This is a genomic window from Hyphomicrobium sp., assembly GCF_003987855.1.
Taxonomy (GTDB): domain Bacteria; phylum Pseudomonadota; class Alphaproteobacteria; order Rhizobiales; family Hyphomicrobiaceae; genus Hyphomicrobium_B.
The window spans coordinates 57422-77662 of the sequence record NZ_RXIZ01000008.1 but is presented as its reverse complement, the minus strand read 5'-3'; the positions used below and the strand labels follow the sequence as shown (position 1 = coordinate 77662).

The window sequence follows — 20241 nt, the reverse complement described above, 5'->3', positions numbered from 1 at the left end:
AAGAGGGGGGTGGACAGACCCCGCTAGCGATGCTATGCGCTCCATTCTCAGGGCCCATTCGGGCCCTTTCGCCGTCCTTGGGCTTGGCCCGAAATGTACAGCGGATGGCGTTGGTACGGGTGATTAGCTCAGTTGGTAGAGCAGCTGACTCTTAATCAGCGGGTCGAAGGTTCGAGTCCTTCATCACCCACCAAAGAATCCGTAACTCAGCGCTTTGAACCGCGATTCGGGTGCTATTAACCCGGCCTTGCGTGCGGCTGCCCAGTTCTCGATCATTACCCACAGGGCGTCGGGCAATCATTATTCATCGGTCCCCCATGGATCTTGAGTGTCTGTCCTCGAACCTACCAAACTTCTGCCGACCGGTTACTTCAGATAAGCCTCGAGAAAAGCTCGAAGCTCGCGAATCGATTGAACGGGTTTGAAGTCCTTGAGGATCATCGCACGCGCAAACACGCCGTCGAGATATGTCGAGATGAAGCTCGCTGTCTCATCGACGTTCACCTTGCGAAACTCTCCGCTCTTCATCCCATCGGCCAATGCAGCGCGTAGCACTTCGCGCTCGTCTTCATAGAAGCGCCTAATTGCACCATCGATCCGCACGTTACGCTTCGATGTCTTCGCATAATCGATAGATATGTTGATGAGCTTGGCGATTGTCTCATACTCTTTGATGTGGTTATCGAGCCATCCATTGATGATGGATCGCGGGTCCTTTAGCCCCTGCCGAGCGACGCGAAATTGGTGGAACGCACGTTCCACCGCGAGTGTAACTGCTTTTCGGAACAGCTCTTCTTTGCTGCCGAAATAATAGTAGATCAGGGCCGGATTGAAGCCTGTCGCGTCAGCTATATCCTTCGTTGTAACGGCGGAAAATCCGCGTTCGGCAAAGAGATCGAGAGCAACCTCGCGAATTCGGGTTTCAGCACCAGGGCTGTCGACGTCGAGCTTGGGCCTTCCAACGCGGGTGCCGCGCCGCCCGCTCGCCGGCTTCACTCCCTGACGCTTCAGAGGGCGAACAGCAATCGACGGCTTACTGTGATTTCCCACTCTTCGATCTCCCGAATCTCGACGTCGCGCGGCATTGATAGCAAATCCAGCAAGACTGCCTACACTTCCTGCGCCTCGAATTTGTGCGGTATGGTGGAAAGATTGTTCAAAAATTCCGCATTTTTCGGGGAGCATTCGCTTGCCATCCATAATTAATTAAGCGTTTAATTACTGCGCGGCAAGGGCTGCAGTGTCTCGGCCAAGGCGACGAGTAGTTTCTGGATGCGGACAGTTGCAATGAACGCTTCGACTGCAGAAATCTCCGTCAAGCCCGCTCCGGTGGAAGCACTGGAGAAGTCAGCATCACGGAAGCACTGGTCCATACGTGGGCAACTCACTCGTCGGCAATTCACGACGTACGCTGTAGCTGGCGTGCTCATTCCGATTCTCCTGTGGGCATTCTTCAATGAAGCGGCAATCGTTCCAAAGATCTTCCTGCCGGGGCCTGTGGACGTCGCCAAGCGCTTCGGATCCTGGGTGCTAAACGAGGGTTTCGCCGCTGATCTCTCCATCAGTGTCCAGCGAGTGACCGTTGGATTTTTGGCTTCCTTGGTAATCGCACTTCCGCTTGGGCTCCTTGCAGGAACGTTTAAGCCTGCCGAAGCTTTTCTGGAGCCGGCGATGGACTTCGTCCGCTATATGCCCGCCGTAGCGTTTGTTCCGCTCGTGATGCTCTGGTGCGGCGTCGGCGAACTCTCGAAAATCGCGATTATCTTCATCGGTACTTTCTTCCAGATGGTCCTGATGTTCGCCGACGACGTCCGCAAAGTGCCGATGCAGCAGATCGAAGCCGCGCAGACGATGGGGGGGACGCGGCGGGAAATCCTCTACAAAGTGATCCTTCCTTCAGCGGCTCCGTCGCTTCTGACCACGTGCAGGATCACCCTCGGCTGGGCATGGACGTACCTCGTCGTGGCGGAAATAGTTGCCGCGAATTCCGGGCTTGGATACGCCGTCCTCAAAGCCCAGCGGTTTCTGCAGACTGATAAAATCTTCGCCGGCCTCATCGTCATCGGATTTCTCGGTCTCATCCAGGATCAGCTTTTGCGCGCGCTCCATCATGCGCTCTTTCCCTATCTGAGGGGGCGGTAAGCGATGACGAAATCGATCGAGATAAGCCGTCTCTTCAAAAGTTTCGCGGGAAAGCGGCACAGCACGCTTGTCCTCGAAAACGTGTCGCTGGCAATACCCGCTGGGGAATTCCTGACAATCGTGGGCGCGTCGGGTTGCGGAAAATCCACTCTTCTCCGGATCATCGCTGGTCTGGAAGCCGCGGATAGTGGCGTGATCCTGGTCGGCGGCAAGCCCATTAATGGTCCGGGCGTTGACCGCGCAGTGGTGTTTCAGGATTACAGCCTTTTTCCATGGTTGACCGCAAAGCAAAATGTTCTGTTCAGCCGCCGGCTCGCTGCCAATACCCACGACAATCTGGCGCTTGAGCGAGGTGCCGAGGAAGAACGCGCTCAAAAGCTCATTTCTCTCGTCGGCTTAAGCGCGGCGGAAGACGCATATCCTTCACAGCTCTCCGGCGGAATGCGCCAGCGCATCGCGATTGCTCGGGCGCTGATGTCAAAGCCAGCCATCATTCTCATGGATGAACCGTTCGGCGCGCTCGACGCGCAAACGCGGGAAGTGATGCAGGATCTCGTCCTAAGCGTCGTAGCGCAAGAGGGGACGACAATCTTGTTTGTCACGCACGACGTCGAAGAGGCGCTTTATCTCGGCTCTCGCGTCGTCTTGATGTCTCCGCATCCCGGCCGCATCGACACAATCTACGACGTGCCCCTTCCGAAGACGCGGAACGTCATGATGCGGGTCGATCCAAGATTTCTAACTCTCAAGCGGCAGGTAATGGAGCGCGTCCGCGAAACGGTTGGCCTGTCGCTTGATAGGTCGGCACTTGGAAGCACAGGAGCCGAAGCATCCGCTCGGCCTAATTCATGAAGGAGTATCCCAGAATGCGACAGCTTTGGACTAAACTCCGGAATATCGGACTGGCATGTATGATCACGGTCGCCAGTTCGGCTGCCTTTCATCCGAGCGCCGCGCGGGCCGAGGAACAGGTCACGCTCGCAACCGTCGCGTGGATAGGATACGCGCCTTTCTATGTCGCCGTCGAAAAGAATTTGTTTGAGAAATATGGCGTCAAAGTCGCCCTAAAGGACTTTGCGGACCCGGCGCTCATCCCGGCAGCATTGCAAAGCGGCGGCATCCAAGGTGCCATGTATACTTACGACCAGGTCATCAATCTTGTCGCGAACGGTAACGCGTTTAAAGTCGTCATGCCGATCGATTACTCGAACGGTGCCGATGCTGTCGTAGCACTGAAATCCATCAAGTCGATGGCGGACCTCAAGGGAAAGAAGGTCGCCTATCCCTTCGCAACGTGTGACAATCTCCTCGTCGCATATGGATTGCAGAAGTCGGGACTAACAGAGGCCGATGTCGAAGGTCTGGACACGACGCCTGAGAACGTCGCCGCCGCCCTGGTTGGCGGTGCCGTTGCCGGCGCGACGTACGAACCGAACGTGAGTAAGATTCTGAAGCTGGACGTCAATGGGGGTTACCACGCGATCTACACGTCAGCGTCGGCACCAGGTCTCATCACCGACATCCTTTATTTTTCGACCGACTACATCAGCAAGAATCCGAAGGCGATCGACGGCGTCATAAAGGGCTATATCGACGGGATGGCCTTTATGAAGTCCAACCCGGAGGAGGCTTATGCGATCGTCGCGAAGTATTTCTCGACGACCGTCGATGACGTTAAGGAGCAGGCAAAGGGCGCCTACAATATTCCGGTTTCGGAGATGGCTGGATATTTCACGCCGCATGATGACGCAAAGTCTCTCTTCACATCCGGTAAGTTGATTGCCGAAGTCTTGGTGAAGCGCGGGCAAATCAAGGCAACTCCAAAGATCGAAGATACGTTCGACGCAAAATTCGTCAGTTCGATCGTCGCCTCGAAATAAACATCACGACAAGAGCAGCGAAGCGGCCACCCGCTTCGCTTATCGGCACGCGCCTTGGACAGGCTAAAACAATAGCGGAGTAATGACGACAATGGATGCCATCGTGAAAAACGGGCCTACAGAGCTCGAAAACAAGCTCGTTGGTGAAGGTGTGAAATACCTGCTTGCAAGCTACGTCGATATGCACGGCGTCTCAAAAGGCAAGTCAGTGCCGATCGCGCACTTGGATCGCATGATGGCCGGTTCCGAACTTTGCACAGGCGCGGCCCTCGACGGTATTCCGCAAGATGTCAGCGACGAAGAAGTGGCCGCGCACCCCGACCCAGCTTCCTGCGCTGTTCTCCCATGGAACAAGGATGTCGCGTGGTTCGCGAGCGATCTGTGGTGTCAAGGCAAGCCATTCGAGGCTTGCAGCCGAAACATTCTCAAACGAGCCCTCGCGAAAGCGGAGGCTTTGGGCTATGGCCTCAACCTCGGCATGGAAGCTGAATTCTTTGTGCTGCAGGACGATCCGGTTCTCGGCTTTAAGCCGCTTTCAGATCGAAAAAACCTCGAAAAGCCCGCTTATGACGTCGCGAGAACGCTCGACAATCTAGGTTGGATTGGTGAGCTGATCGACTCGATGAACAGCCTTGGCTGGGATGTTTATAGCTTCGATCACGAAGACGGTATCGGACAGTTCGAAATCGATTTTCGCTATTTCGATGCACTGTCCATGGCCGACAAGTTTGTATTTTTCCGGATGATGGCGCATGAGATCGCGCGCAAGCACGGCGGCTTTGCCACCTTCATGCCGAAGCCTTACGGCGATCGTGCCGGTAGTGGCGCGCACTTCAACATGTCTCTGTTCGACAAGAAGAGCAGCAAGAACCTATTCGCTGATGCGTCCGATGCGCGAGGATGCGGTCTCTCGAAGTTGGGCTATCAATTTCTCGCGGGCATCCTAAAGCATCTCCCAGCGATCTGCGCGGTCGTGGCACCCACCGTCAACAGCTACAAGAGACTGGTTCTCAAGGGTTCCATGTCAGGATTTACGTGGGCGCCGGTCTGGGCCTGCTACGGCAACAACAATCGCACCAACACGCTGCGCATACCACTCGGAGGTGGACGCGTAGAGCTGCGCGCGACCGATAGTTCATGCAACCCTTATTTGGGTGCGGCTCTGGTTCTTGCTGCTGGTCTCGAGGGCATCTCTCAAGAGCTCGATCCGGGCGATCCCCATACCGAGAACATGTATCTCAAGAGCGAAGCAGAGCTCAAAGAACTAGGCGTTTTCCATTTGCCGCGAACTCTCGAAGAAGCAGTAGACGCATTCGATGCCGACCCGTTGAGTGAGGCAACGTTCGGTCCTGCCATGAAGAAGGCCTGGGTGGACTTCAAGCGGGACGAATGGCTGAGTTACATCAACCACGTCTCTGACTGGGAGCGTGCTCGCTATCTGAAGTTCTATTGATGGTGCGGCTATGAAATGGGCGGATAGAACCTGGTGTGAATTGCCGCGCGACCTACGAGAAGCCGATTGCGCAGCTATCCTCCCCGTGGGGGCTACGGAGCAGCATGGGCCACATCTTGGTACCGGAATGGATTTCATTCTAGCGGAGAAGCTCTGCGAGAAGGTTTCCAAGAGGACGGGCGCGCCCATGCTCCCGACACTCCCTTATGGATGTTCGTTAGGACATAGCCGGCGGTGGCCCGGCACGATCGCCCTTCAACCGATTACTTTGATCACTATCGTGAAGGAAATCGGCGATTGGGCCTATCACAGTGGCGTTCGCCGGCTCTTTATCGTCAACAGCCATGTGACGAATGCCGCGCCGCTACGGTGTTCGCTCGAGATGCTCCGAGCCGAGCACGACGACATGATGGTCGCCGTGGTCAACACCGCTACCATTAGCGAACGAGTACGCGCTGCGCATTTTGCGGACGCGGAAGATTGGCATGCGAATGCCGCTGAGACGGCACTCATGCTAGCCGAAGCTCCCGCAATCGTGCGAACCGACCTCCTACCGCTGTCCGATGATCAAGATCGGACATCGGGACTCGTCTTCGCGCATCCCGTTAATAGAACCAGTCTTAACGGCGTCACGGGATTCCCGAGTCGCGCGCTCGTCGAGGACGGTCGAGAGCTTTTTGATTGGATGGTCGAAGATCTTTCGGCCCTCATCGAAAAAGGAAAGTCCGAGAAACCTCCGCTTGATTTTTGCTACTTTGGAGGGGGCGCGGGAACATCCGATAAATCTCAATGACGAAACTGAGGTACTTCGGTTGGGAGGGCTATGCTGACGGTGATTTCGCCCTCGTACTTCAGCGCGACACGGGTCTCGTCGTCGAAGGCGAGACCCATTTGTCTGATGATCTCGCCTGCCGGCGAATATTGGCAGAGCCAAATAACTATGACGTCATCAATATCAACACACCTTTTGTGCGCGACGTCTTGCACCCACGCGGTACCATTGCGCCGTTGACGGAAAAGTTCGCTGCGGCGCTAAATCGACTGAGCGGTTCATTCGATCGATTCAAAACTGCTGCGCAAAGTGCCGCTGGAGAAATACTTGGCATTCCCCAAAGATGCGGCCCCTTCAATCTGGTGATCAACGAGAAAAGCCTCTCAGCCTCGGTAGCGAAGACTGAAGGCCTCGCTCTCGCTTTGAATCCGGACTTTTGCAGGCGCTTCGGGATCCTCTCCTATGAGGATTTCAATGTCATGCACGTCGCGATTGCGGCCGGGCTCGATCCCTTCCGTGATCTTGACGCCCGGGAAATCGAAGCTTTTTCAGGTGCCGCGCGATCGATATTTCGATCCGCGCGCATTATAACCGCCGATCATAATCGCTTGAACCAAGCTCTGGTCGATGGCGACATCGATTTTTACATGAGCGGCGGCGTATATACCGCGTCTCCGGCTAGACTCGCGGGTCGTCTCGAAGTACGCGCGATTACACCGGCGAGGGGTCCGATCTCAGGGAAAGGCGGTGTCGCATTCGTCGAGATAAACGCGCTCATAAAGAATTCGACGCAGCTGCACCGGGCCGGGGAGACGTTTCTCGAGTATATCGCATCCGCACGAGGCGCCGTCGCAGGATCTCTGGCGGCTGGAGCTTGCAATCCAGTAGTTCAAATGGGCGAGCCTCGGGTATTCAACGCGTTCCACCGCGATCATCTAAACGCTATGCAATGGGATGAATTCGAAGAGGATATGTCGCTCTGCGCGGACTACGCGATCGTACCCAATTACTCAGAACTTCTTCCGATCATAAAATCTGATTTGGCAGTGGATGACTAAGCGCGCGTCCGCGTGTTTGCTAGTGGCATCCAAGTTAACGGGTCGACCGTGGTAAGAAAATCAGCCGCTTAAACGGTCGGCTTCCACGTCGCCGCGCGCGACTGCGACCGCGTCATCTCTGATTGGCGATCCGATCGCATTCAGGATACGTATGATGAAGGCGCATCCTGATACCTTTTGATCGCATTGCGCTTCATCGGAGCTCAGATGCTGCCCTTTCTTTGGCGAGGATATTGATGTCACGCCGCAAGCGCTATTCATTGGTCTTGGCGTTTATTGGTTTGGTTTTGGTGGCTATTGCCGCTGCAGGACCCATCATGAGCAACGTAGAACAACCCAAATACACAACTTTGCTCGCAGAGGGCCCAATCGAGATCCGCAAATACGCTCCCCAGGTTGCCGCCGAAGTCGCTGTAACTGGAGAACGCTCGGCGGCTATTCAAAATGGGTTTCGTATCATCGCAGCCTACATTTTCGGCGCCAACAAGCCGCACACAAAGATTGCGATGACGGCGCCGGTCGAACAGCAATCTCAAAAAATCGCGATGACCGCGCCGGTCGTTCAGCAGGGGGATGGCACCCGCTGGACGGTACGCTTCATCATGCCGGCTGAATGGACAACAGAGACGTTGCCTGAGCCTTCGGATGCTCGCGTTAAACTCGTTCCAGTCCAGGAGAGGCGTATGCTCGCGATCCGATTTTCGGGTACGGCGAACGACGCGTTGATCGCGACCAAAATCGGGGAGCTTCGTGAATTCGCTTTAAAGAACAAGCTCGATCTGCGCGGGGACCCGGTTTTAGCGTTCTACAATCCTCCCTGGACTTTGCCATTTCTGCGAAGAAACGAGGTCATGTTTGAGCTTGGAACTCTTTGAGACGTCAGACGATCCTCAGAGGTTGTCTCTGCGCTCCACTTGTAAGTAAAAAAATGCTTTGCGGTGAGAAACACCGCAAAGCACCGCGACGCGGGGGAAAGGGAAGAATATCCCCTCGTCGGTCGGCTCAGAAGATACGTGGCGTTGAGCGTCTTGGTTCACCGGTCGAACTCCCGCGTCGCTTAGGAAATGGCCTATGTGACCGAAACAATTGGCGGGTCATATAAGATCATGCCGCGTTGGCTGTCGTTTCGATCGTACTCAGCATCGCATCCCATTGGAGATCGCCGCGGTAGCGGTGACTAATCCGGCCCTCGCCATCCATGGCGTAGAGGTGAAGCCAGGTATTGTCGAAGAGCTGGCGAATACCTGAGTTGCGCGAAAGAATATCGGTCATCGCCTCGCGCGGAGCTTCGATGCACACAGCGAGCCGGAGCGGATCGTGGGCATAGTTTTGTCCATCGTGGACCGATTGCCACGATAGGCCTGCGCGCATTGCCCCCCCGTTGCCTTCGATGACGCCCACACCCCCGACAACATTGTGAAGGAGCTTGTTGCCCGAGCCGAAAAGATTGGGCGCCACGGTCGAGCCAAAGTACTGCAAGCTGATCCAGCTGGCGACCACGACAGGTGCCGTCATGATAAGCTCAAGCACAGGAAAGCCGCGCTCGCTGTCTTCTTTCCAGTCATACGTGTGAAGGAAGGCGCGGCCCTCCAGAGACTTTCCAGCGGTCCGCGCGCGCGGCGCGGCGATAAAGGCTTTGCAACGTGCAAGAGCCCACTCCGGGCGAACTTCCGCCCAGTTATAGCTGCGGCGCGTTACACTGTGTGGACCCGACGCGCCGGGCAGCCGAAGGGCGCGCTCCGCGCGTGAGAGTTTCCCTGCGGCTGCGAACCAAGCGCGCGCCTTCGCGAGATCCGGCCGGTGCGCCGATTCTGGATGATCGCGATCGTAGAGCTTCACGCTATCTGTCGTCGTGTCGTGCAAGCCGGCAACGAAAAGGGTGTCGGCGGGGATAGCAATACCATTTTGAGCCAACCGATCACGCACAGCTTGTTCGTTCAATAAACCCGCGAGCAAACGTGCATTGACCTCACCGGAATATCCCCCGCATGCCCCGCAGTGGAGACCGCTCGCGTGCGGATTGTTGACGACATTGGCTCCATGTCCGAGCAAAACAACCAATCGAGCAAAGCCGCTAGTCAATGACATGGCTCGCAGAATGGTCTCGGCGGCCTTCACCCGGTCGTCGAGGCTCAATGGAGGATCGAGCGATGGAGGGGGCTCATCAGGCAAGTACTTGCGCCTCAGGCTCAACCCATCTTTTACGAGCTTGCCCGCATACAATGGACCACTTGCCTCGACGAAGGCGAAGGACGATACGGCGGCTTGCTTGAACCGTCCCCAAGCGCGAACCGCACGCGAGCGGATGCGCGTCGACCTCTCCTCCACAGAATACTTCTCATCTCCCGCTCTGGACGAGACGGATGGATTCAAAAGCACGGGAAGGCGCAGTTCCTCTACGTCGGATGCAAACCGACGGTGCTTGAGAAATATTCCGAAGAAGCCTGCGAAGCCAATCGTTTCAATCCGGGCATCGATTTGCTCAAGGGCACGGCGGAAAACTTCCGACCTAACGTCAATACAAAAAGCCGCCTGCATCAAAGGCCCCTCCCGCCATGAGGTCGTACAGGGAGAGGCGATGACAGCGGCGAGCTTGCGATGCTCGGCTCTTTCCCACGCCTCCTGCAGAATCTCGTTGACGATCGACGTCCTCGAAGGCTCGATCGCAGCGCAGTGCGCGCTTTTGATTGACCTCCACTCAGGCTCGATCTGCTTCGCGCTGAGATCGTAAAGTGCCTCCTCCCAGAGTATCCTGACCGCGAGCAGGTCTCCGAGCGTTGTATCGCTCCGGCCCGCCAGTTCGGCTTGCCAAAGTTTGTAACGCCCTAGCTGGGCCCAGCCTGAAATCGAAAGCAGGAGCTGATGAAAATAACTCGGCATTTCTCCATCAGAGAGACCAAGCCTCGTAGCAGAGCGTGCGATGGCTTCTAAAGCGCTATCAGGTGCACCCATAACCCGCGCTGCGAACCCGCCGAGACCGTGCAGCTCCGGAGTCAAGTCGTGCGACGCGTACGCTTTCCAGGAAGCCCACGCACTCCGGCAGCGCGGCGCTGCCCAAAGTGCCTGACCTTCATCGAAGTAGGATCCCGCCCAGGCTCCAATACGCTCTCCGAGCAGAGCTGGCCACGCGAGTCCGGAAGCTTTCGCGGCGAGATCTGCGACGGTCGGCAATGGCTCGCGCCGCTCAGCCACGGATCGAGCGGCCTCCTTCAGGGACTTAAGGTCGTATGGCTTGCCACTGTGAGGGCAAGCCATTAGCGCGGCTGAAAGATCCTTGTCTGTGATCAAACCCGATGCAATGCGATTTAGGTACCACGTGCGAGGCATTGCAAGGGTGACGTCGGCGATCTTTCCGAGGCGCTCCTCAACCGACGCCAGACGCTCGTTCGTCTGTCCGAGGAAGGGATTTACGGCGACGCTTGAGGCTAACGGCCAAGCCGGCGGGATCATCTTCACGGCAGTCGCAACGGCGTTCTGGATACGGTTCATGTGTAATTCAATCATGGACGTTTCTCCTAGGCCTTGGAGGTCGAACTGCCGGCGGACCAGGTGCCGAGCATTCGATCGAGCAGTGCGTTCGCATAAAGACCGTTTGAAAGGTGGACCCGAAGACCAGCTGCTGCGGGATGAGATCCCCATAGTGGGAGCATGGTCTGCACGAGTGCTACCGATCCGAAGCTCAAAACAGCGAGGATCATGAGCGACCATTCAAGGGCAGTTGGGGCGGGCGGGGCGCGCAGTGTTCCGGACGTGAGCCACTCTGCGCCTGCCTGAAGCGCGAAGTAGCTAACAGCCGCGCCGAGGGAGAAGAGTGTTGTTCGCAGGGTCAACTGGCGCGGCGCCGCATCGGCAAGCCCTTGAGCTAGCAGATAAGCAACGCCGAGGATCAAGATGATCCCGAGCGCGATGGATTGGGGCGACTTATGCGACAAGCCGAGGGTCAGTCCGATTGCTGCGTAGATAATGAGCGCAATCAGGAACGACTTCGCAATGACCTGCACGCTTGGGGTGGCGACAGGTCCAGGGCGTCTGAGGGCGGCAACGTCGTCGACCGCGCTGCCAGAAGCTAGGAAGGCGTGCGCCTTGTAAAGAGAATGACAGACGATGTGGAGTAGGGCGATCGGGAAAAGTGCAAGTCCGCACTGCAAGATCATGAAGCCCATCTGTCCGATCGTCGACCATGCCAGAGCGTTCTTGATCGCCGGCTGAGTGATCATGACGATGCCGCCGAATAGCGCTGTGAATCCGCCGACGATTGCAAGTGCCGCCAATACTCCGGGCGCGAGGAGCATCACATCGGCAAAGCGGATCAGCAAAAATCCTCCGCCATTCACAACGCCCGCGTGAAGCAAAGCGGAAACCGGAGTCGGCGTCTCCATCACCTCCGTGAGCCAGCCGTGAGTGGGGAACTGCGCGGACTTAAGGATTGCTGAAACACCAAGGCAGGCTGCGGCGAAGGCAAGCGGCAACGAAGCTTCGCTCGCGTGCGCCAATTGGGCGATCGTCGCGATATCGAAGGTATTGAAAGAGAGCGCCAGAATACCGGCAGCAACAATCAGCGAGACATCTCCCAAGCGGGCCATGAGTGCCTTTTTGCGCGCGGCCCGCCGCGCCATGAGCCGGTTGGGATAAAAGAGAAGAAGCTGATTCAGGAATATGCTCGCCGCAATCCAAGCGACAACGAACTGACCGAGATTGCCCGCAATGACGAGCAGCTGGACGGAAGCTAAAACCCCGGCCATCGCCCCCACGAATTTGCCCTGTCGTTCTTCGCCATCGAGGTAACTTGCCGAGTATTTAATGACGAACAAACCGATAAAGGCGACAAGGAGAAACATGGTGCAGCTGACGCTGTCGAGGCGGACGGAGATTCCAGCGCCTCGATAGCCGACAACTTGGCTCGTCGCCGGACCGTTGATTGCAACGTAGGCTGCCGAAGCAATGGCAAGCGCGACCGCAAGCGCGCACGCGGCATTCGCGTAATGCAAGAGCCACTTCGGCCGTCGACCAGGAGAGATCAAGGAGAGCAGGGTGGCAACGACGAGTGCGCCGGGCGCGGCGAGTGCGATAAGCATCATCATGTGAGTGCAGCTCCCGATATGATGTTGAAGCGCACTGACGGTATCAAATGCCTGATAGCTAAAAAATTCGAACTTATGAACGTCAATATTCGAAAAAATAGAACTAAAAATATCGCCTGCCCACAATCCTAAAAAGAGAAAGCGCAGCACTTCGGATGAAGATGCTGCGCGTCGTTGAGTTGCCAGAGATCCGGCGCGCTTGCGTCAATGCGAGCTATCGCCCGTGCGCATTCTTAGCCTCTTCAAGGCTTTTTAAGCCGGTCGTTGGTGCACAGACGAGTACGGCCATGTTGCCAGGTTTGTGTTGATTTCGAAGCATGCGCATGTGGGCCTTCGGAATTTGGTGCCATGCGAAGACCTCCGACATGCAGGGATCTATGCGACGCTCGAGCACTAGCTTATTGGCCTCCGCCGCCTCCTTAAGATGCGCGAAGTGCGAACCCTGTACGCGTTTTTGATGCATCCAAAGATAGCGCGCGTCGAGTGTCAGGTTGAACCCCGTTGTACCCGCGCAAATCACCACCATTCCACCCCGCTTTACGACAAACGTGGAAAGCGGAAAGGTCTGCTCGCCTGGATGCTCAAAGACGAGATCGACGTTGCGACCTTTCCCGGTATGCTTCCAAATTGCTTGACCGAACCGCTTAGCCTCGCTCATCCAGGCACCATATTCCAACGAACCGATAGGCGGCAGTTGTCCCGAGCAAGCAAAATCATTGCGGTTTAGCACCCCCTTGGCGCCCAGATGAAGAACGAAATCCTCTTTGTCTCTATCGGATACGACGCCGATCGCGTTAGCCCCGGTAGTGGCGCAGAGTTGAACCGCCATCGACCCTATGCCACCCGCAGCGCCCCAAACTAGAACGTTATGCCCCGGGCGGAGAACATGGGGCCGATGGCCGAACAACATCCGATAGGCCGTCGCGAGGGTCAGCGTGTAGCAGGCACTTGCCTCCCAGGAGAGGTGCTTTGGCCGAGGGAGCAGCTGCCGGTCTTGTACCCGCGCGAATTGTGCGAATGAGCCATCGGGAGTTTCATATCCCCATGTTCGTTGGCTCGGCGAATGCATCGGATCACCGCCATTGCAATCCTCGTCGTCGCCGTCGTCTTGATTGCAATGTACAACAACTTCATCGCCGATCTTCCATCGGCTAACCTTCGATCCCACGGCCCATACAATTCCGGACGCATCGGATCCGGGCACGTGATAGGGCAGCTTGTGACCATCGTGTGGAGAGATTGGCTGACCCAGGCAAGCCCAAATGCCATTGTAGTTCACGCCGGCAGCCATCACGAGTATCAAAACATCGTGGCTATCGAGTTCCCACGTCGGCACGACTTCGATCTGCATGGCAGTGTCGGGCGGGCCGTGGCGCTCCTTTCGTATTGTCCAGGCGTACATTTGCACGGGTACATGCCCCAAAGGCGGAATCTCGCCCACCTCGTAAAGATCTTTTTTGGGGAAGGCGATGTTGGATTGAAGTGGCGCGGTCTTTTCTGAGACGCTCGGTGCACACCTTACCTGATTGGACATCGTCCCTGCCCCCTTTTCAAACTCATCGCTAAGCCTTGGCTTTAGTTATTGGATACTTGTGGTGTCCACGATCGCCACGCTCCCGGATCCTGCGAGTACGCGTCGCAATTCCTTTTCAAGAATCCCCCGGAGGTGGGTTTGTGCATTTGCCGACACGATCAGACGCGCACTGCCATAACCAAAGGCGTCTTCTTGCTCGCAGCTGAGGACGTCGAAAGCGGAGCACCCAAAGCTATGCATCACCTGCAGAACGCCGCTGACGTGTGCAGGCGGGGTTTCGACGATGAGACGACACGCCATCGTTAGTCTCGTCAGTTGACGTCAGGGGTTGCATGCCGAGCAGTATTTGGGATCTGCTAAGGGTGCCCTTCGAACGGGTTCCACTTGGCGATAGCTGCAACGTGCGCATCCAAGAACCTTCGCAGCAATTCTTTCCGTCGGCGCGCCACACTCCGAACAGGGTACGTCACGCTTCCAATCAACGATGCCAAAACCTGGTGCGGCGCAGATGGGGCAGAGCACCTTGATGCGCTGTGCCAGCCGCGTCGCCGCAGCTCTGATGATGCACATACGGGTCGGGTTTACATGCGCGCGCATGTCCGTCGAAACGCGAATAGTGCTTCCGCCGTCCTGTTCGGCGCTTCGCCTGATCGCAATGTCAAGGTCGCGGCGCGTCTGCACACCCTTGATCCACGGCGCCGAGCCATCAGCTCGTCCAACGACGACGGCGTGCTCCGGAAATCCGATGCGCTCCAAGAAGTCATCGAGATCTGACGACTCATTCAAGTCGAGGTGGAGGAAATTGGTTCGAAGCGACAGAACGCTCTCGCAAATCGTTGTGCCGAGCTCGCGGTCGTGGAAAGCGATAAGTTCATGATCGACGGCTGCAAAGGGAATATAAGGGTGAGGGCCGAAACTTCCCTCACTGCCAATTCCCAGTCGCCGTCCGGATATGCGGCATGCGAGACGGGCTTTCTGGCCAGCCACATCTCTCATCGACCCCCGGCGCGCAATCTCGCCAGTAAATGTACCTAGGGCATCGGTATCGATCGCATCGCACGTGATGACGGGCAAGCTGAGAAGGCGTTTGAATGGCGGTGCAATCGCGCGTTCCTTCTTGTGCATGGTCGCAAGTGCCGGAATGCAGTCGCGATAAGGGTGGGAACGAGACGGCGCGGACCAGAAGGAGTGGGAGTTGTCATCATGTCGTGCCTCTCTTTTGGACATCAGAAGTAGCCCGCGCGTTTTTTTGCTTCCATGGCGCCGATCTCGTCATGATCGATAAGGCGGCCCCTTCTTTCGGACGACCTCGACTGTATGAGTTCGGCTAACAATTCTTCCACGTTGGTCGCGTCCGAGATCTCAGCTGCAGTATTGGGCCAGCATCCAAGAGTGCGGAATCGAACTCTACGGTGCTGGATTTCCTCATCGGGCCGAAGGACCATGCCCGGACCATCAACTACGAGGATTTGACCATCTCGAAGAAGAGTCGGACGTACTGATGCGAAGTAGAGCGGGACGACATCGAGCTGTTCGCGCCCGATGTAGAACCACACATCCTTTTCCGTCCAATTCGAGAGCGGGAATACGCGTACCGTCTCTCCACGGCCAAGTCGGCCGTTGAGTAAATTCCACATTTCCGGTCGTTGATGGCGGGGGTCCCATTGGTAGCCCTCTGAGCGAAACGAGAAGACCCGCTCCTTCGCGCGACTGGCCTCCTCGTCGCGTCTCGCACCACCAAGAGCGGCATCGAAGCCGTGCGCAGAAAGGGCTTGCTTCAGCGCTTCTGTTTTCATCACCTGCGTGTAGATCGAAGGCGAGTAGTCGAACGGATTGATGCCCTTTGCGAGTGCCTCTCTGTTGATGTGCGTGATGATCTTCACGTCGCCGCGTTGAGCCAGCCGCTCTCGGAAATCGATCATCTCCCGAAACTCCCACGTTGTGTCGACGTGCAGCAATGGAAATGGCAAGGGTGCTGGCCAGAACGCTTTCCGCGCCAGATGCAAAAGCACGGTTGAGTCCTTCCCCATGGAATAGAGAAGTACGGGGCTCCTAAACTGCGCGGCGGCTTCGCGGAGAATGTGAATCGCTTCTGCCTCGAGCGCGCTTAGATAGTCAAAGGCTTTGGCCAAGGCTGTCTCCGTCCCGCTGCCTCGAAAGTCGCCCGTTGCGCCGCCCTAGCCGGGGCCCATCGAGACGGACGTCACGTTAGCGAAGTTGACGGAAGCGGAAAAATACACTTATTAAAACGGATCATTCGGAAAAACAGAACTGAGATGCTGACCTTAAACTTCCATCATTTGCGCTACTTTTGGATGATCACTCAGGTCGGAAGCCTGACCGGCGCTGCGGCTCGATTGAACGTCTCTCCCTCGTCGCTCTCGACCCAACTGAAAGAACTTGAGCACCGGTGCGGCGGACCGTTATTCACAAGGGATAGCCGGAAGCTTATTCTGACCGAGACGGGGCGGCTGGTCTTAGATCATTGCGATATCATCTTCCGGACGGGCGAAGAGCTTTCGCAAGCCCTCGGAAAAAAGACAGGCAAACGTGCTCTGTCCGTGAAAATCGGGTCAATTGCGACGTTGTCGAGAAACTTCCAGATCGAATTTTTGCGCCCGCTTTATGAACGGATGGAGGTCGAGATAGAGTTGAAGTCCGGGGGGTTGTCAGAATTGCTGACCCAACTCAGAGACCATACTCTGGACATCGTGCTGTCCAACCTGCCCGCGCCTCACGACGCCGAAACCGGTTGGCACAGTACGCTGTTGCACAGCGAAAATGTAAGTCTGATCGGTCGTACGTCCGAAGGTCGCGCTCCCCTCAAATTTCCGGATGCACTGACGGAGTTTCCCGTCATCCTTCCGTCCGCAAACTCGAACATCCGCGTCGCCTTCGATCAACTCATGGCACAGCATAAGATTGAGCCCGTTATCGTTGCCGAAGTTGATGATATGTCGATGCTGCGACTCCTCGCGATTGCACGCCCGGCTTTGACTGTCGTTCCTCCCGTCGTGGTGAGGGGCGAACTCAAATCGAGGGTTCTCGTCGAGCGCTGCCGAATTCCCGGACTGCAAGAGCGATTTTACGCGATCACCCGAGATAGGAAGTTTCCCAACCCACTTGTCGGCGAGCTGCTCGGTGCTTCGCGAAAGTCCGGCCGAAAGCGCTAAAGTCGGCGATGATCAGAATGGATCGCCACATTCACCTCGGCCACTGCGGCATTGCATTTCGTTCCTAAATCCTGGAGTTCATCGCACCACAGCGATATCGAAGTCGGCGGAATCGCGAGGGCGGAACATCAAAGGATGCTGACGTCCGCCCGTGAGATCGCCGACGCGCTTCGCAGCGTAGGCGTCAAGCAGAGACGACGTTATGCGGCCGGTTTTGAAGAGGTCGGCCTTCCCATCGGCGATAGCCTCGATCACCGACTTGGTGAAGACGCCATTCTTCCAGTCCGGGCTTTCGTAGGAGACCTCCCGGCCGCTCGAGGAGGAGAAGATCACCATGTCTTGGCCCGTTGCCGACAACTCTCCGAGAAGTGCGTTCGTATCGACCGAACCTTCTCCTTGATCGGATGCAGCGTTACCCGCATGGCAGGCGTCGAGGAATACAACCACGCGCCCGCGCAAGGATTGCAGCGTAACGTCGATATCCTCTTTCGATAACGCGGTTGCAGCGAGGTGCGCCTTATCGGTGTCGGCGGTCAGAAACCAGAAGCGATTGCGGGAATCCGTCTCGCCGTGCCCGGCGAGAAAAACGACACCGACGTCGTGCCGCGTGACCTGATCAGCGAGCCATTGAAGACCCTCCTTGATCATTCCTGTTTTGGCGCCCTGATCAGTGAGCATCTTGACTTCAACTGCCCCATAGAGCCCGTTTGCCTGGCGTTGCAAAAGATCTCGAAAATCCTGCGCATCCTTGGCAGCGTACTGAAGCGGTTGAATACCGGACGCCTGATAATTGCTGATACCGACGACGAGAGCGAACAACGAGGGCTTCAGATCGTCTGATTGCGGCGCATTCACTTGAAGAGCGATTTTTGCGACTGCGCTTCTTCGATTTGGCGTCTGTGCGATCAGGCCAATTTCGATCTTGCCGTAAGCAGTTTGAGGAAGGGGGATATCGATTTTACCGAGGACGGTGGCACCAGAACTTGTTGCTTGCGGGGGCGTTTGCTTTACGTCGATGGGCCGGCCATCGATCAGCACTTCTATTGAATTCACAGGATCGCCGGATGGTGACCGAAGTTCGTAGTTGGCAGAAACGGTCCCTGGCTGCGCAAGGGATCCGTCTATCGGCGATGTTATCGCGATCACCGGCGGCAGCTGCTCGGACACGTCGGGATTGAGCGGCGCCGGCTTGCGGTCGGAAGCGGCGTTCGCAGCTTCAATGGCGGCTCTCTCGTCCAGTTTCGCCAATACCAGCTTGACGATATCCGGGCGATAGAAGCGGTCTCTAAAACGCGACATGGGGAAGAAATCGGCTGATTGATGAAATCCGCGATTGATTTGCCAGCCGCCGAGATTGTCGCCTCCGGGTGATGACATGAAATAACCCGTGGGTGTCCATGCGATCCACGCTAGCGTCTTGCGATCGAGATAGAGCGCCAAAAGCTCCGCGCCATCCGTCAGGCGATGCCATCTTATCGTGCCATCATTGTAAGCAGCGACAAGCAGCCGGCCGTCGCGCGTAATGTTGGCGCCGTGCACCGGTGCAGGCGGCTTGACCCGCCAGACAACCTTGCCAGTTTGATCGTATGCCCACAGTTGAAATTCGGAGCCAAGTACAAAGCCGCCTCCGTTCGGTAGTTGCGCCATAGAGCGGAACGTTTCATCCGTCTCGTGATAAAGCTGCAGCGAGCCTAGCCTTGGATCGCCTGATGCATCCCAGCCGGTCACGGGCAGCACGTTGTCGACAGCAGGAAACAAGCCGTCTCCCGCGACGGGGCTTTTGAAAAGCCGCTCATTGGCGAGGTCGAATTCGACGGGATCCTCGGCGCCGCGCCCAAGGCCGAACCACACTCGGCGACCATCCTTAGAAACAAGAAACGCTTTGCCCTTCTTTTCGTATGCGCTGTAGTTCGCCGACTGAAGCTTCCATTGGATTTTGCCTTCCGCATCGATACGCGTCAGGGTCTGACTGTACGTTGCGAACACAAAACCCGACCCGCACCCGGTGATGGCTGCAACACTGTCATTGTGCAGTTCGAAGTCGGTATAGGTCTGTGAAGGGTGCCAAATGCGCAGAATGCCGACGCCTGTTCGGCTGTCGATCCAAGCGCCCCCGCCGGCGACATTGCCATCGATAGTGCCGGCAAGAATACCCAATGGCGTGGTGGTCAACCCCGTTGGATTAAGCTGACCGATGATTTTCAGCGTGGCTGCATCGAAATAGATCGCACCTGCGACATCGATCGACGACGTCAGCAAGTATCGGCCGGATGGATCGGCCACGAGGCCGTATACCCGACCCAGTCTGTTGAAGCGACGGGCAAGGACCAGACGGCCCTTCGGATTGTACTTGCGGATCGAGCCGTCCAAACTCGCAACGTAGAGCGTGTAGTCAGGGCCAAACGCAACGCCGTATGGCATATCCTCGAGGCTGCCGTCGTGGAAGATCGGTTTGAAACCTTCGGTGTCCAAGACATAGACATTACCCCCCATGGTAACAGCTAGGCGTTTGCCGTCGGATGAAAACACGAGATTTTTGATGTCGTAAGGAAAATTCTCGATGCGCTTCACCAAGCTGCCGCTTTGAGCGTCGAAAATGTAGACCCCATTGTTCATTGTCGCGCCCGAAATTTGTTGGGCCTGTGTGCTTCCTACGGCCACGTCCCAACCCCCGGTCGCCACCAACCTCCCATCGGGTGAGACAGCTACCGCGCGCAGCTTTCCGCCGTTTCCAGGCCCGATCGGCGGTCGAAGAATGCTGAGTAGCGTGCCGTCGCCGCGATAAACGCGAGCCGTTTTATCCTCGCTTGCGGTCGCGATGATAGAGCATTTGTCGTCGGCGGAAACTCGATTGATCTTGGCTGTGTTCGTCAAACTTTCAATTCTGAACACCGGATCGATTGGCGGACAGTTTGAAATCGCGGAACCGAGTTCAGCCGTCGTGGGGTCGGTTTGAGACGGAGCGAGGCAGCCAGATGCAATCAGTCCTCTGAGGATCGAAGAGGCGTGGGGCGTCTCGGCCGAGCAGACCTCGGCAATGTTGATCGAGACCAAGAAAAAAAGGGCGCTCCGAAAGGCTGCGCCAATTAAATGAGGCTGAATGCGCATGCGCTGTTCCCCGTCGACACTAACAAATGATAAAGAGAGC

At 56.7% G+C, this 20241-nt stretch carries 14 protein-coding genes, 1 tRNA gene and 1 pseudogene; 9 read left to right on the top strand and 7 right to left on the bottom strand.

The window, feature by feature from the left end; genetic code table 11:
- The first annotated feature begins 117 nt into the window (after nt 1-117).
- A tRNA-Lys gene (locus tag EKK30_RS07600) sits at nt 118-193 on the top strand.
- A gap of 173 nt (nt 194-366) precedes the next feature.
- On the opposite strand, the gene EKK30_RS07595 is transcribed toward EKK30_RS07600, so the two are convergent.
- Entirely contained in the window at nt 367-1050 is a 684-nt protein-coding gene (locus tag EKK30_RS07595; protein WP_290982715.1) for a TetR/AcrR family transcriptional regulator, read from the bottom strand.
- Nucleotides 1051-1287: 237 nt separating this feature from the next.
- Here EKK30_RS07595 and EKK30_RS07590 point away from each other — a divergent pair, with 237 nt between their 5' ends.
- From EKK30_RS07590 to EKK30_RS07560, 7 genes are all read left to right on the top strand, one after another.
- A complete protein-coding gene (locus tag EKK30_RS07590; RefSeq protein ID WP_290982712.1) occupies nt 1288-2142 on the top strand; it encodes an ABC transporter permease in 855 nt (284 codons plus the stop codon).
- A gap of 3 nt (nt 2143-2145) precedes the next feature.
- Complete coding sequence (locus EKK30_RS07585) at nt 2146-2994, top strand: ABC transporter ATP-binding protein (protein ID WP_290982709.1); 849 nt, start codon at nt 2146-2148, stop codon at nt 2992-2994.
- Between the two features lie 59 nt (nt 2995-3053).
- Nucleotides 3054-4022, top strand: a complete 969-nt coding sequence (locus EKK30_RS07580) for an ABC transporter substrate-binding protein (RefSeq protein WP_290982706.1) — start codon at nt 3054-3056, stop codon at nt 4020-4022.
- 91 nt (nt 4023-4113) lie between these two features.
- The gene (gene glnT / locus EKK30_RS07575) at nt 4114-5475 is read left to right on the top strand and encodes a type III glutamate--ammonia ligase (RefSeq protein ID WP_290982703.1); all 1362 of its coding nucleotides are present in this window, start codon (nt 4114-4116) and stop codon (nt 5473-5475) included.
- A 10-nt stretch (nt 5476-5485) separates the two neighbouring features.
- Complete coding sequence (locus EKK30_RS07570) at nt 5486-6268, top strand: creatininase family protein (RefSeq protein WP_290982700.1); 783 nt, start codon at nt 5486-5488, stop codon at nt 6266-6268.
- A complete protein-coding gene (locus tag EKK30_RS07565) occupies nt 6265-7305 on the top strand; it encodes a hypothetical protein (protein WP_290982697.1) in 1041 nt (346 codons plus the stop codon). Before EKK30_RS07570 ends, EKK30_RS07565 begins: the two co-directional genes overlap by 4 nt.
- A gap of 317 nt (nt 7306-7622) precedes the next feature.
- Nucleotides 7623-8180, top strand: a complete 558-nt coding sequence (locus EKK30_RS07560; protein WP_366927324.1) for a heme-binding protein — start codon at nt 7623-7625, stop codon at nt 8178-8180.
- A 229-nt stretch (nt 8181-8409) separates the two neighbouring features.
- Here the strand turns inward: EKK30_RS07560 and EKK30_RS07555 are convergent, their stop codons facing one another.
- The 5 genes and pseudogenes from EKK30_RS07555 to cysD all read right to left on the bottom strand — a co-directional run.
- The gene (locus tag EKK30_RS07555; protein ID WP_290982691.1) at nt 8410-10809 is read right to left on the bottom strand and encodes a YbcC family protein; all 2400 of its coding nucleotides are present in this window, start codon (nt 10807-10809) and stop codon (nt 8410-8412) included.
- 11 nt (nt 10810-10820) lie between these two features.
- On the bottom strand, nt 10821-12386 hold the full coding sequence (locus EKK30_RS07550) for a proton-conducting transporter membrane subunit (RefSeq protein ID WP_290982689.1): 1566 nt from the start codon (nt 12384-12386) through the stop codon (nt 10821-10823).
- Between the two features lie 214 nt (nt 12387-12600).
- The gene (gene ccrA, locus EKK30_RS07545; RefSeq protein WP_290982686.1) at nt 12601-13920 is read right to left on the bottom strand and encodes a crotonyl-CoA carboxylase/reductase; all 1320 of its coding nucleotides are present in this window, start codon (nt 13918-13920) and stop codon (nt 12601-12603) included.
- Between the two features lie 321 nt (nt 13921-14241).
- Nucleotides 14242-15147, bottom strand: coding sequence for a DUF6671 family protein (locus EKK30_RS07540; RefSeq protein WP_290982683.1), 906 nt, complete (start codon nt 15145-15147; stop codon nt 14242-14244).
- Nucleotides 15147-16055 (bottom strand): annotated as a pseudogene (cysD, locus tag EKK30_RS07535) (sulfate adenylyltransferase subunit CysD); the annotation flags it as partial. The gene EKK30_RS07540 and the pseudogene cysD, both read right to left, overlap by 1 nt.
- 141 nt (nt 16056-16196) lie before the next feature.
- Here cysD and EKK30_RS07530 point away from each other — a divergent pair.
- A complete protein-coding gene (locus tag EKK30_RS07530; protein ID WP_290982680.1) occupies nt 16197-17093 on the top strand; it encodes a LysR family transcriptional regulator in 897 nt (298 codons plus the stop codon).
- A gap of 78 nt (nt 17094-17171) precedes the next feature.
- On the opposite strand, the gene EKK30_RS07525 is transcribed toward EKK30_RS07530, so the two are convergent.
- On the bottom strand, nt 17172-19967 hold the full coding sequence (locus EKK30_RS07525) for a caspase family protein (RefSeq protein ID WP_290982677.1): 2796 nt from the start codon (nt 19965-19967) through the stop codon (nt 17172-17174).
- Nucleotides 19968-20241: the final 274 nt, after the last annotated feature.